12 protein-coding genes and 1 tRNA gene are annotated in these 12906 nt (G+C 63.3%); 7 read left to right on the forward strand and 6 right to left on the reverse strand.

The features are described from left to right. Positions 1–377 precede the first annotated feature (377 nt). The 5 genes from LL06_RS27690 (at position 378) to LL06_RS15650 (ending at position 2702) form a co-directional block, all read left to right on the forward strand. Complete coding sequence (locus LL06_RS27690; RefSeq protein ID WP_161784984.1) at positions 378–551, forward strand: hypothetical protein; 174 nt, start codon at positions 378–380, stop codon at positions 549–551. Beyond that, the gene (locus tag LL06_RS15630; RefSeq protein WP_035528837.1) at positions 548–733 is read left to right on the forward strand and encodes a hypothetical protein; all 186 of its coding nucleotides are present in this window, start codon (positions 548–550) and stop codon (positions 731–733) included. The genes LL06_RS27690 and LL06_RS15630 overlap by 4 nt, the downstream gene beginning before the upstream one ends. Before the next feature lie 159 nt (positions 734–892). Next, the gene (locus LL06_RS15635) at positions 893–1441 is read left to right on the forward strand and encodes a hypothetical protein (protein ID WP_152599638.1); all 549 of its coding nucleotides are present in this window, start codon (positions 893–895) and stop codon (positions 1439–1441) included. 40 nt (positions 1442–1481) lie between these two features. Next, on the forward strand, positions 1482–2123 hold the full coding sequence (locus tag LL06_RS15640) for an SOS response-associated peptidase (protein WP_035528843.1): 642 nt from the start codon (positions 1482–1484) through the stop codon (positions 2121–2123). Between the two features lie 327 nt (positions 2124–2450). Further along, positions 2451–2702, forward strand: coding sequence for a hypothetical protein (locus tag LL06_RS15650; RefSeq protein ID WP_035528850.1), 252 nt, complete (start codon positions 2451–2453; stop codon positions 2700–2702). A 495-nt stretch (positions 2703–3197) separates the two neighbouring features. Here LL06_RS15650 and LL06_RS15655 read toward each other — a convergent pair whose 3' ends face one another. Further along, positions 3198–4289 (reverse strand): hypothetical protein, encoded by a 1092-nt coding sequence (locus LL06_RS15655; protein ID WP_035528853.1) that lies wholly within the window; start codon positions 4287–4289, stop codon positions 3198–3200. Between the two features lie 451 nt (positions 4290–4740). Here LL06_RS15655 and LL06_RS15660 point away from each other — a divergent pair. Further along, a tRNA-Pro gene (locus LL06_RS15660) sits at positions 4741–4817 on the forward strand. Between the two features lie 70 nt (positions 4818–4887). Here the strand turns inward: LL06_RS15660 and LL06_RS15665 are convergent. The 4 genes from LL06_RS15665 to LL06_RS15680 are packed head-to-tail and all read right to left on the reverse strand — an operon-like array spanning position 4888 to position 9534. Then, positions 4888–6090, reverse strand: coding sequence for an O-antigen ligase family protein (locus LL06_RS15665; protein WP_052161626.1), 1203 nt, complete (start codon positions 6088–6090; stop codon positions 4888–4890). Positions 6091–6146: 56 nt separating this feature from the next. After that, positions 6147–7712, reverse strand: coding sequence for an undecaprenyl-phosphate glucose phosphotransferase (locus tag LL06_RS15670; RefSeq protein ID WP_035528858.1), 1566 nt, complete (start codon positions 7710–7712; stop codon positions 6147–6149). A gap of 48 nt (positions 7713–7760) precedes the next feature. Then, positions 7761–8942, reverse strand: a complete 1182-nt coding sequence (locus LL06_RS15675) for a glycosyltransferase family 4 protein (protein ID WP_035528860.1) — start codon at positions 8940–8942, stop codon at positions 7761–7763. A gap of 4 nt (positions 8943–8946) precedes the next feature. Further along, positions 8947–9534, reverse strand: coding sequence for a polysaccharide biosynthesis/export family protein (locus LL06_RS15680; RefSeq protein WP_081964008.1), 588 nt, complete (start codon positions 9532–9534; stop codon positions 8947–8949). Between the two features lie 224 nt (positions 9535–9758). Here LL06_RS15680 and LL06_RS15685 point away from each other — a divergent pair, with 224 nt between their 5' ends. Continuing rightward, positions 9759–11888 (forward strand): exopolysaccharide transport family protein, encoded by a 2130-nt coding sequence (locus tag LL06_RS15685; RefSeq protein ID WP_035528862.1) that lies wholly within the window; start codon positions 9759–9761, stop codon positions 11886–11888. 54 nt (positions 11889–11942) lie between these two features. Here LL06_RS15685 and LL06_RS15690 read toward each other — a convergent pair. After that, the coding region (locus LL06_RS15690) for a GNAT family N-acetyltransferase (protein ID WP_035528864.1) at positions 11943–12906 on the reverse strand (964 nt) is incomplete at its 5' end.

Genomic DNA, 12906 nt, shown 5'->3' on the forward strand with positions numbered 1-12906 from the left:
AGCAGCGGCAAAGATCCCCTCGCTGAGCCGTTGACGGGACCAGCCGAGACCAGGACATGCGTATAGAAGCGTCACTCACCATGACGCACGAGCAGACTTGACGGGCAGGGAACGACCAGCTACCGGCAAGAGGAAAGCACGTTTGCCGATGCGTTTCGCGCCCCCGGTGCTCACCGGCGTCCGCACTGCTCGAGTCACGGTCGGAGTCTCTGCAAACTTGTCTGCCTGTGGATCGAGACCAATGGCCTCGCGGTCGTCACCGATCGCGGGGCTTTTTGCGTTCATGGCGCGGTGCTATGGTCGTCAACGGGATCGATGCGCTGCCAGGCCGATGCAACCAAAGCGGCCGGCGGGCATTGAGCAGCTGGGAGACGCGCATGACAGTGACACCACAGCAGCATCTGGACCGGATCCAGTTCATCACCGGGTCGATCGAAGGCCTCATCCGGCTGGCGGATGAGGGAGGATTCGAGATGCTGGCCTATCTGCTCACCATCGCCCGGCAGGAGGCCGACACGGTTCAGGCGAGACTGAAGGTGGCTGCGCGATGAAACCGCCCCGGTTTCCCGCCGATCATCCGGATTACGAACTCGAGATGCAGATGGCGCTTGAGCCCTTGTTGATCGCCGCCATCGACCAGGCGCGCGCGGCCGGCTGGTCCGACGCCGCAATCCTGCCCGCGCTTCGCAAGCTGGTGGCGAACCTCGACCAGGCGCGGACCGAGACCGGCTGATCCTGATGCACCGCAGTCTTCGGATTGGTGGGCATTGTTGTGTTGGCAGGGTTGAGAGACGTCGCGGCCAGGCGCATGATGCACCCTGTTGAATCTGGGCGTGGGCATGTCCGAGAGTCGTTTGCGGCGGTCCTGCTTTGGGACGTGAGGTGGGGATCGATGAAGATTTGGTCTGACGTTGCAATTCTACTCGTCATCATCGGAGCAATGAGTGTCACTGCCGGTACACAATCGGCGGCGCAGGCTGTCGATGCGGACGCCTATCATAAAGACTGGAGCGTGTTCGTTGACGGAGGGGATTGCTGGATCGCAACGGGTCCAGTGCTGAGCACCGACAGTCAGGTGGAGCCTTCCACGGAGCTCAGGCGCAGTGACGCCCGTCTCTTTGTGCGATACCTGGCCGACGGACGCCCGAGCGAAATAACATTCAAGCATCGCTATCTGTTCGAGGCAGGACAGCGGGTCTTTGCTACGATCGAAACTGATGCTTACGACTTCGCCTTCCTTTATGGAAATGAGGCATTCGGTGAAGACATGGCGTATCTCGAAAGTGAGGCCGCCCAATTCAGTTTGCTGCTGCAGATGATTAGGGGATCGGAAATGGAGTTGCGCGTATGGTCGCCGGACGAGTCGGTAACCACCGATCATTTCTCTCTGCAGGGATTTGCCGCCGCCATGCTGGATGTGGAGAGCCGGTGTAAGCAGTGATTGGATCGGCTTTTGATCAGCCTTTCGAATAGGTCGGAAAATGTGCAACCTCTACAACATCACGATCGGCCGTCAGTCCATCCGCGAGTTCACGCGCGCCGTGCTCGATGAGGTGGGCAACCAGGAGCCGGGGAAGATCTATCCCGATTACCCGGCCCCGATCGTGCGCAATGGCGCCGGCGGCGAGCGCGAGCTGGTGCGCGCCCGCTGGGGCATGCCGACGCCGCCCAAGTTCATCAAGGGCAAGGCTGATGGTGGCGTGACCAATGTGCGCAACGTCTCCTCGCCCCACTGGCGGCGCTGGCTCGGCGTCGAGAACCGCTGCGTGGTGCCGGCGACTGAGTTTTCGGAATACGGCAAGGTCCGCGACCCCGAGACGAAGCGGCTGCCGCTGCACTGGTTCGCCGTCGGAGAAGATCGGCCGCTCTTCGTGTTCGCCGGGATCTGGACCCGGTGGACCAGTGTGTGGAAGGTGAAGGAAGGCGAGATCGAGGCCGACATCTTTGCCTTCCTGACCACGGAGCCCAATGCCGTCGTGGCGCCGATCCACCCGAAGGCGATGCCGGTAATCCTCACCGCGCCGGAAGATGTCGACACCTGGCTCTCGGCACCCTGGGATGAAGCCAAGGAATTGCAGCGGCCGCTGCCGGATGACAAGCTGGTGATGGTGGATGCAGCCTAGCCGGCTACTTGTCACGCCTGACGGTGATCTCTGCCAGCACGTTTCGCTTCAGATGCTCCACTGTGTCCACGCCGTTACTATGATACCAGAGGATGCGCCCGGCGAGCTCGTCCCGCCGCTTCGAGTCGGTATGAGGGACATCTAACGCGGCGCAAATCTCCGCCAGTGCTCTTCTCAATACCGCCAATTGATCAGGGTCAGCTACATTCCGGAACGGCATCGGCTTTCTCCTGCTGGGCTTGCAAGCGGGGATTTCACGGCATAACTGTTTTTCTTACCATGCCGACCGTTTAGGTGCGAATCGGTCTGCCCGTCGAGAACCACCGCATGTCGCCCATCAACCTCTTCACCTTCGGCGATCTCCTCCGCCACGGCTACAAGCTCTCCGGCTTCTGCCGTGGCTGCAGCGTGCACAAGGATATCGACCTGGCACAATGCCCGGCCGGGCGCAGCTATATAGGCGCGCGGTTCAAATGCGCGGCGTGCGCGGGATCCGTGACCATCACATTGAGCCAGATAAGGACCGGAAACGACGCGCCGCTTCCGGCGCTCGAGCGGTGGCGCGGGAACAGCGAGTGAACAAAGTCCACGCGTTTTCCACGTCCGTTCCTGCCATGTTCTGCCATTCCGTGCCGAACAGCGCCTGATGCGCCGTCCAGTGGATCGGTGTAAGTCATTGATAATGTAGTAAAAAAATGGTGGGCGCGACAGGGATTGAACCTGTGACCCCTGCCGTGTGAAGGCAGTACCTGCTGCGGCAACGGGGGAAGCTCTAAAGCGGACAACAGCATACCGTTTTCGATGATACTCTCGGCCCATTGCCGCCGTTCGCGTCGCGCAGCGGATGGCCGGTCCCACCCTTTCACGGTCCTTGAGTCGAAGCGTAGCATGACGTACGGAGCCTGTACTGAAAGTGGGTAGCGTGCGTACGTTGGGAGACTCTCCAATGTGCGTTTCCGAAGCTCAGATCATGGTCGGGATGATTTCACGGAACCGCTAAGCAGCACTGACCAAGGAAAGGCCGACAATTTCTCACCGTCGCCTTCCGCTGATGCTCGGGCAGCTATCGCACCCTCAATCAGCTTTACGGTTTGCTTCCTCGGCTGCATCCATGAGCTCGATGCCATCCAGAAGACTATCGTCTCCCTCCCAGTCTTCATCGCCTGGAATCTTATACAACTTACGCCAATACTTGACGCTTCCCCAGTCGACATTTCCCGCTTTGGTTGCCTCTTGGGCTGAGTGCTTCGCATCCTTTTGTTCGCTTGCGTTGAAGATTTCTAAAAGGTGCGAGGTGCCTGTCGAAACTCCCTTTAGGTCAGCAAATTCTTGTATTAACAGTATTAAGCCCGATACGCATTCAAAAGCGCTGTCGAAAGTTACTGCCCCGCCCGTGTGGGCAAAATCATTCCTAGATTTCCGCGCGACGGTTAGCGTCTCGTATGCATCTTCTGAGATTATCTTGGCCAACGCCAAAAGCTCCAGCTTTGGCGCAACATTTCTCGTCGCTTTAAGGCCCTTCCTTCGCTTTTCCGTGCCGTAAACGTATTGATCTCCAATCAAGAATTCGTCCCATACTTGCTGGATGACTTGCTCGCAGGCCACCCAGCCAAAGACCAGAGCATTACGTGTTTCCGAGCGGCGCAGACTGGAATACGCCAAAGAGAGGTATGCGGCGTTAAGCTTGGTCAAATGGGTGAAGACCTTCTGGCCCTCGGCATATGCATCCTCAACTTCCTTCTGGGTAATCCGCCTTGGAGATAGCAACGAAATATTTAGCTGGCCGCCAGCGCCGCCTTCCTGGAGGGCTTGACTGATTTGGGCCTCGGAGCCCAATGCGCGAGTGTATCTGAAGTAGCCGGATGATTTTAACTCACCAAATCCCATCATCCCGTGGGTTGATGCATCCAGTGGCAGTCCTCCCAGCATCATCGCAGCCTTGACGCCGTTGAAACAATCCATTGCAGCGTCGGGCGAATTAACTGAAGGAGTTCGGGGGATTAGCATCGACCCATCGAAGCCAAAGCCCATGGGGCTCCCGCCTTCCAATCCAGCATCCAAGAAGAAAGACACACGATGAAGCTTTAGAGGACTATAGGTGCCGGAATTGACTTTCTCGATGTCGATGTCGAAGTCGTCATTTTCGGCTCTTGTAAAGAAATACAAAGGCGATGGTGCCGATATAAGGACAGGAAACAAGTTTCACCCGTTGGTTCAATTAGACAGCCAACCCGATTTAATCACCATTTCGGCAGGTTTGGGAAGGTCCTTCGCCTTCACTCATCTTCCTGCCGCTCCATTCCGCTAACTCTCTAAACAGGCCGGGAACGTCAGTTATGCTGCGCATCGCCGCCGTTCTTCCAGGATGCAGCGAACGACCGCTTTCCGCCTTTTGCGGACCTTGATCAGTCTACGGAGGGCGACCTAGGAGAAGTGCACTCAGAGCAACACGGAGGGTCGCGCCGGACCCAGAACGAGGCATGAACATCACGTGGGGATTCTGGTGGGGATATTTGCCCCCATTTCCCCACTAACCCGGCTTTCTTCGGTTTTTCCGCACGCTTGGTGATTTTGCCCTTGCCCCCAAAAACCTTATGTTCTAAGGCCTTCCACATGTCGGAGCGTAGCGCAGCCCGGTAGCGCACTTGTCTGGGGGACAAGGGGTCGTCGGTTCGAATCCGGCCGCTCCGACCATTTCACCTAATCCGGGATTTTTCAGCGGCGGGCCGGGGTCCGCCCTTTAGGCCGTTGGCGTGGCATGAGGTCAGGCGCGGTGCCAGCCGGCGGTCGCGGCCTGGGCGCGCAGGTTCGACTGCCAGCGCATTTCCAGCGCGATACATCCCCACACGATCCCCATCAGCAGATAGAAATGCCGCCAGTGGTCGGTGTCGATGACGTTGCCAATGATCGCGTGCCCGAGCAGCACGATGTAGGCGAGCATCAGATAGGGCTGCCATGGGCGATCGCGCAGCAGGTAGCGGAAGCCCAGCACCAGCGTCCACACGATCAGCGCCACGTAGCTCACGAATCCCAGCCAGCCATAGTCCATCAGCGCCTTCAGCCAGATATTGTGGGTATCCTCGCCCCACATCAGGCCGAATTCGAGCGGGCCGATGCCGAGCGGATGCTCGAGCGCCATCAGGAAGCCGATCGCGTGCCGCTCGAAGCGGCCGAGCCGCGCGCCGTCATAGGCCTGGACCAGCTTGGCCCGGTCGGAAAACAGATCGGCGATCTGGTCGAACTGCAGCGCGACGATGATCGCGCCCACCAGCAGCAGCGCGCCGATCAGGCTCATGACCAGGATCTTCAGCCGGAACGCGCCGGTGCGCTCCTTGATCAGCATGATCACCACCAGCAGCGCCATGGCGATTGCCAAGAGGCCCCAGGCGGCGCGGGAGAAGGAGAAGAACACGCCCAGGACCAGGATCATGAGCCCGAGGATCCGCAGCGGCGCGGCCTTCAGCGTTCCGGTGAGCAGCCCGTGCATGAGATAGAGCGCGGGCAGCACCAGGTAGGGGCCGAACACGTTCGGATCCTGGAACGCGCCCATGGCGCGACCGTAGCGGGTGAAGACGTCGCCGCCGGGCAGCACGCCGAGATAGCCCAGGATGCCGAGCAGCGAGGTGATGATCGCAGCCAGCAGATAGGCGCGGAAGATCAGCGTCAGGCGCCGCGGGTCGGCTTCGATGATGGCGGCGAAGAACATCGCGGTGAAGGCCAGGAACAGCGAGACCGCCATGTACATCGGCGTGTCCTTGACGTCCTCCATGGTCAGGATCGAGAACATGCCGCCGATGTTGAAGACGAGGTAGAGCACGATCAGCGGCGCGATGTGCCGCGACAGCTTGAGCCCGAAGATTGCCCAGATGCCGATCAGCACCGCCAGGAACAGCTCATAGGGTGCCGGCTCGTTGATGACGAAGCCCGACAGGAACACGCCGAAGGCCACGCACAGCGAGGCCAGCATCGAGATCGCCGCGCGCTGCGGCTGGAAGGCGGCGGGTGCGTGAAGGGTGGCGTCGGTCAATAGGCGTGTTCCGTATTGAGGAGCCGGATCGGGGTCAGGAACAGGATCTTGAGATCGAACAGCAGCGACCAGTTCTCGATGTAGTAGAGATCGCAGGCGGTGCGCTGCTTGATCTTCTCGTCATTGTCGATCTCGCCGCGCCAGCCATTGATCTGCGCCCAGCCGGTGACGCCGGGCTTGACCCGGTGACGGGCGAAATAGCCGTCGACGACTTCGGCGAACAGGCGGTCCTGCGCCACCGCGACCACGGCGTGCGGGCGCGGTCCGACCAGCGACAGGTCGCCCCGAAGCACGTTGAAGAACTGCGGCAGTTCGTCGATCGAGGTCTTGCGGATGAAGCGGCCCACCCGGGTCACGCGCGGATCGCCCTTGGTCACGACGACGCGGGCGGCGGGATCGCACTGGTCGGTGTACATCGAGCGGAACTTGAAGACCTCGATGACCTCGTTGTTGAAGCCGTGGCGCTTCTGCATGAACAGGACCGGCCCCTTGGAATCGAGCTTGATGGCGATGGCGGTGGCAACCATGATCGGCCAGAACAGCGCGATCGCCAGGAGCGAGAAGAACACGTCGAAGATCCGCTTGGCGACCGAATCCCAGTCGGTGATCGGCCGGTCGAAGATGTCGAGCATCGGCACGGCGCCGACATAGGAATAGGCGCGTGGCCGGAAGCGGAGCTTGTTGGCATGCGCCGCAAGGCGGATGTCGAGCGGCAGGATCCAGAGCTTCTTGAGAAGCTGCAGGACCCGGGATTCCGCGTTCAGCGGCATGGCGATGATCAGCATGTCGATCCGCGCCAGGCGGGCGAACTTGACCAGCGCATCGACATTGCCGAGCTTGGGGTAGCCGGCCACCACCGCCGGCGAGCGGCGCTCGTCGCGGTCGTCGAAGATGCCGCAGATGCGGATGTCGTTGTTGGGGTCCTGTTCGATGGAGCGGATCAGGGTCTTGGCGATGTCGCCGCCGCCGACGATCACCGCGCGGCGCTCCATCACGCCGTTGCGCGCCCAGCGGCGGATGCCGTAGGCAACGATGTTGCGCACCACCACCAGCGCGATCGCGCCGGTGATGAACCAGGCCGCGAACCAAACACGCGAGAACGCCAGGCCGTATTGCAGGAAGAACGCCGCCAGCGAAATCAGCGCGAAGGCGACGGCCCAGGCGGTGAGCACCCTGGGCAGGGTCCTCAGCGCGCTGCGGACGGCGGGCACCTGGTAGCCGTCGGCGATCTGGATCAGGAGCACCGCCAGCGCCGCGCCGGCGAAGGTCGCCGGGGCGTAGTAGAGCAAGGTGATTTCCCAGGTCATGCCGACATAGAGCGCATAGACCAGGAAGCCGAGCAGCGACAGCAGGGCGAATTCCACGAGCCGCAGCGTGCCGATGATCATGGTGGGGGAGAGGTTCTCTTCCGACAGCCGGCTGGCCGTCTGGCGGGCAAGACGGCTCAGTTCAACCGCCTCTTCGCCGTCCGCGCCCCGGAGGCTCGGCTTGACGTCAATCTCCGCCATCGCCTTGCGGATGGCCTTGGGATTGAATGCGCTGTCGCGGTCCATCTTGTTCACGGTCGATACCTCCCCGGAAACTGCTGCTACCGGGATATCACGCGCACCCTAAGAAAGGCTTGACACCGTGCGGGCGGATGTGTCCCGCGCCTTCCTGGAAAGACAGTCCTGGTAGAGCGCGGCCATGCGCTCGGCCATGGTGGCCGCGGAGAAGTGGCCGCGGAAGCGCTCCATGTCCGGCATCGCGGCAGCGAGCCATTCCGGCTGCAGGATATCCTGCGCCATCGCCCCGGCCAGCGCCTCGGCATCGCCCGCGGAAACGAAGCCGGCGAAATCCGGGCCCACGATCTCGGGGATGCCCCCGACCCGCGACGAGATCACCGGCTTGCCCGCCGCCACCGCCTCGAGCACGATGTAGGGCATCGATTCGGCGCGCGACGGGATCACCACCGTGCGGGCCATGGCGAAGGCCTCTCGGGCCGGCATCGCGTCATGCAGGGCGACCCGGGCGCCCATGCCGAGCGCCTCGATCCGCGCCTGGTAGCGCGGCTTGTCCTCGCCGTCGCCGACCATGACCGCACGGATCGGCCGTCCGGCAAGTTGTTCGGCGCGGCGCAGCGCCTCGATGAACACATCCGGTCCCTTGAGGTTGCGCATCATGCCGATATAGAGGAAATCCGCGGCTCCGGCGGCGGCCTGGACCGGCGCGAACTCGCTGTCCCGGAGGCCGTTGTGGATCAGCCGCCAGGGCGCCCGCGGTTCGCCGATCTTGCGGATATAGGTCTGCCGCTCGTAGTCGGAGACGAACACCAGGCTGTCGGTCCAGCGTTCGAGCATGCGCTCGATGGCGAAATAGGCATGGCCGCGCAGGGTGCGCTCGCTGTAGTGCAGGCTTCCGCCGTGGGGGGAATATAAACGGGCAACGCAATACCGGGATACCCGTAACTGTGAACCGACCAGCCGCACGAAGGCGCCGCCCTTGGCGCCGTGTCCGTGCAGCACGTCCGGCTGCAAACTCTTGATTTCGCGAAAGGTTCTGATCGCGGTGGTGATGTCGGAAGGCCCCAGCGACCGGCGCATCGGCAGCCGTGTGAGCCCGAGCGCCAGATGCGGCATGATGCTTTCGAACAGCGCGTCCTCATAGGCCCCGCCGGTGGTGGAATCGCACAGGATTCCGACCTGGTGGCCGGCCTTGGCGTGCTGTTCCGCCAGGTCCCGGACATGGCGGAAGATTCCGCCGACCGGCGACCGGAAGCAATGGAGAATCCGCAAGGGTCTTGTATCCGCCATGAGGTTAGAACAGCCGCTCGCGCACATAGATCGTGTCGCCGGCGAGGATCGGATCGGTAATCCGCACCCGGCCGGTGAGGATCTTGCCGTTGATCGTGCGGGTGATGTCGACATCGGGATGATGCGCTCTCGGCGTATAGCCGCCGCCGATGGCGATCGCCTTCTGCACGGTCATGCCCGGCACATAGGAATACTGGCCTGCCTGGCCGACCTCGCCCATGATGAAGAACGAGCGGTACCGGTCGATCTCGATCGCGACATCCGGGTCGCGCAGATAGCCCTGCCGCAGGCTCGCGGCGATGCTGCCTTCCAGCTCCTGCAGGGTGCGCCCGCGCGCAGGCACCGCGCCGATCAGCGGGAAGGCGATGTAGCCCGCCTGGTCCACGGAATAGGTTCCGGTGAGCCCGGTCTGTTCGAAGACGGTGATGCGCAGGCTGTCGCCCGCGTCGACCCGGTAGGGCTGCATCACCGCTTCGTGGAATGCCTTGGGCGCCGGATGATAGCCGGAGCAGCCCGCCAGCATGACCGATGTCATGGCGGCCGCCATCAGGAGTGTCGCCTTGGACGTGGCGGGGGACTTGCCGGGTTTCATACTTTTTCTTGCTCCACGCGAAACGTGCGATATTCGAGAACCGTTATCGATCCATTAGGGTTAACGGGCGGTAAAACTCGCAAGATTTATTGTGGAGGGCGCCCGAAAGCTCGCAGGCGGGCAGGGCGATGCAAAGGTAAAGGAAGCGTCACCACCGCTTTAACCCTTGCGTTACCATGTTCGTTTACTCTTCACGGCGAGTGTAAGTATGGAGTAACCCGCCGATGTCTGTCTCGCCAATGCCGCAACCCGATGTGGATATCGATCTCGGCCGCCTGCTCAAGGCTGTCTGGGAGAGGAAAGTGCTGGTCGCCAGCCTGACCGCCGCCGCCGCGGGCGCGGCCTTCGTGGTGACGGGCCTGATCAATCCGCTCTACAAGTCGGAGACAAGGCTGCTGATCGAGACCCGCGAGCCGGTTTACTCGAGCGACCAGACTTCGCAGACCGCCGATGTCGCGCTGGACGAGCGCGCGGTGACCAGCCAGGTCGAGATCCTCCGGTCGACAGATCTTCTCAAGCAGGTGGCCCGGGAACTCGACCTGTCGTCGCGCGAAGAATTCGATCCGGCCGCCAATCCGTCCGCGATCGGCGAAGTGCTGGTGATGCTGGGATTGAAGAAGAACCCGCTCGAAGTGCCGGCCGAAGAGCGCGTGCTCAAGCAGCTCAACAAGAAGCTCGAGGTCTATGCCGTGCCCGGCTCGCGGGTGATCGGCATCGAATTCTCGTCCGAGGACGCGGGCCTGGCGGCCAAGGTTCCGAACGCGCTGGTCGACGCCTATCTCGCCTTCCAGTCGGGGGCGAAGCTCGAAAACAACACCGACGCCAGCGCCTGGCTCGAGCCCGAGATCGCCAAGCTGCGCGACCGGGTGCGGGAATCGGAGGCCAAGGTCGCCGAGTACCGCTCGCAGACCGGGCTCCTGCTGGTCAACCAGCAGGACACGATCGCCGCCAAGCAGTTGTCGGACATCTCCACCGAACTCAGCCGCGTGCGCGCCGAACGCGCCGATTCGGAAGCCCGGGCGCAGTCGGTGCGCAACGCGCTCGAGAACGGCCAGGCCGTCGACGCGGTCTCCGATGTGCTGAGCTCGCCCGTGGTGCAGCGCCTGCGCGAAAGCGAGGGCAATATCCGCGCCCAGATCGCCGACCTGTCGACGACGCTGCTGGAGGCGCATCCGCGCATGAAGGGCCTGCGCGCGCAATTGACCGATGTCGAGACCCAGATCCTGGGCGAGATCCGCAAGGTGCTGTCGAGCCTCGAAAGCAATGCAAGGGTGGCGCGCCTGCGCGAGGAGGAACTGACCGCCCAGCTCAACGCGCTCAAGGCGGGCTCGGGTCGCGAAGGCGAGGAAGCGGTCGAACTGCGCTCGCTCGAGCGCGAAGCCGCGGCCCAGCGCGACCTGTTGGAGACCTATCTGAGCCGCTACCGGGAAGCCGCGTCGCGCTCCGAACCCAAGGCACTGCCGGCCGATGCAAGGGTGATTTCCCGCGCGGTGCCGGCGTCCGAATCCTATTATCCGAAGACCGGGCCGATCATCGTGGTCTCGGCGCTCGCCACCTTCCTGCTGGCCTCGATCGGCGTGATGCTGGGCGAATTGTTCTCCGGCCGGGCGCTGCGCCCGTCCTCGGGACTGATCCGCGAGCCCTATGAGGAGCGCTTGGAAATGGTGGCCCCTGTCTCCGAGGCCGCGCCGCAAGCGCAACCTTCTATCGACGAGCCGGACACCGCGCCCCTGGCCATGCCGGTCATTGCCAATGACGCCGACGACTTCAGCGTCGAGGCGGTCGCCGATCAGCTCATCACCGACAGGACCCCCGTGGCGGTCTGCGTCTCGCCGGAGGGCGACGAGGGATCGGCTGCCGCGGTCATGCTGGCGCGCACCGTGGCGGGCGAGGGCTTGCACACGCTGCTCATCGACCTCACCGGCTCGGGATGCCCGACCGAACTGATGGCCGACTCCATCCGCCTGCCGGGCCTCACCGACCTGATGTGCGGCGACATCTCCATCGCCGATTCGATCCACCCCGACCGGCTGTCCTCCGCCCACGTCATTCCGCACGGCAACGCCAACGCCCGCCGCGCCATGCGCGCCATCGACCGCCTGCCGATGGTGATCGATGCGCTGACGGAGGCCTATGATCTGGTGATCGTCGAATGCGGCGCCGCCGACGCGGCCTCGGTGGCCCGGATCGCGCGCGCCGAAGGCGGCGAGATCGTGCTGTCGATCCTGCGCTCCGACGAGGACGAGGTGGCGCGGCTGCTGTCCGACTTCAACGCCCATGGCTTCGAGAATGTGCTCTTGATGACGCCGGGCCAGCCGCTCAGCCCGCAGGGTCACCGCAGCTCCGTGGCGTAAGCCGCGGCGCACGCGTGGCCGGCACGTTCGGCCAGCGCCGGACAGCCTGTCCGTTCAGTCGGTTTCGGCCGCCGCCGCGGCGGGCTTGCGCACCGTAAGTCCTCTCAGCCAGGCAGCACCCCTGTGCAGCGTCGGCGAGGTCTTGATCGCCCGTTTCAGCCGGATCATTCCGACGATCAGCGGCGCGGCGAGGCGGCCCCTGAGATTGAGCGGCGCATAGCAATCCACCAGTTGGGTCTGGCACGGACACCAGGAGCGTTTGTAGAGCTGGTCGCCGACGCCGAAATCGAACACCGTGTTGCCCATGGCCGACGCGCGTTCGATCATCCGGTAGAACAGAAGCTCGCCGGCGCTCGCGTCCGCGGCGACCCTCTCGTCGATGGAACCGAACTGGCAGGTGACGTGTCGGTGCTTGATGGTGAGCCCGGCGACGGCGATGATCCGTCCGGCATGGCCTTCGCCCGTGAGCTCGATGCCGTGGAGTTCGAGCGCCGGGAGGCCCTCGGCCGTGCGTGACGTGGCGAGGCCGGTCAGGAATTCCCGGACTTCGGGACCGCCGAAGACATTGGGCAGCCCCTGCGAGGCGAGCCGCACCGGCTTCTGCGCCAGGAACGCATCGAGCAGGCGCAGCGCCTGCGCGTCATCGTCGCCGACAATGTGCCGGTAGCCGCCGATGGCCTCCAGCCGGCGTTCGGAGACCCGGAGCTTCTTGCGGCGGCGCTTGCCGTTGATCTGCGCCAGCACCGCGCCGAAATCGGCAAACAGCGGCAACTGGAAGCTCGGATTCTGGTGCAGCACGCGCGGCAGCGCAGAAAACGGCGGGCGGGCGGCGGCCTGCGGCGTCATCTTGTCGAAAAGCACGATGTCGGCGTCAAGGCCCGCCTGCGCCAGATGGGCGGCGAGGTCAGCCGGGGCAACCGGCGCGACGCCGCCGACCGCGGCCAGATCGATGAGGCCGGTGTTCTCGTTGGAAAAGGCGGTGCCGGCGAAGCGGGCGATCTTCAGGCCGCCGATGCGG

Origin of the sequence: Hoeflea sp. BAL378, assembly GCF_000759435.1 — a bacterium.
GTDB lineage: Bacteria > Pseudomonadota > Alphaproteobacteria > Rhizobiales > Rhizobiaceae > Hoeflea.

What these genes read in the sequence shown, in the direction of transcription:
- LL06_RS15635 (WP_152599638.1), top strand. Translation starts at nt 893, where the DNA reads ATGAAGATTTGGTCTGACGTTGCAATTCTACTCGTCATCATCGGAGCA.
- LL06_RS27690 (WP_161784984.1), top strand. Translation starts at nt 378, where the DNA reads ATGACAGTGACACCACAGCAGCATCTGGACCGGATCCAGTTCATCACC.
- LL06_RS15685 (WP_035528862.1), top strand. Translation starts at nt 9,759, where the DNA reads ATGTCTGTCTCGCCAATGCCGCAACCCGATGTGGATATCGATCTCGGC.
- LL06_RS15630 (WP_035528837.1), top strand. Translation starts at nt 548, where the DNA reads ATGAAACCGCCCCGGTTTCCCGCCGATCATCCGGATTACGAACTCGAG.
- LL06_RS15650 (WP_035528850.1), top strand. Translation starts at nt 2,451, where the DNA reads ATGTCGCCCATCAACCTCTTCACCTTCGGCGATCTCCTCCGCCACGGC.
- LL06_RS15675 (WP_035528860.1), bottom strand. Translation starts at nt 8,942, where the DNA reads ATGGCGGATACAAGACCCTTGCGGATTCTCCATTGCTTCCGGTCGCCG.
- LL06_RS15640 (WP_035528843.1), top strand. Translation starts at nt 1,482, where the DNA reads ATGTGCAACCTCTACAACATCACGATCGGCCGTCAGTCCATCCGCGAG.
- LL06_RS15680 (WP_081964008.1), bottom strand. Translation starts at nt 9,534, where the DNA reads ATGAAACCCGGCAAGTCCCCCGCCACGTCCAAGGCGACACTCCTGATG.
- LL06_RS15665 (WP_052161626.1), bottom strand. Translation starts at nt 6,090, where the DNA reads ATGCTGGCCTCGCTGTGCGTGGCCTTCGGCGTGTTCCTGTCGGGCTTC.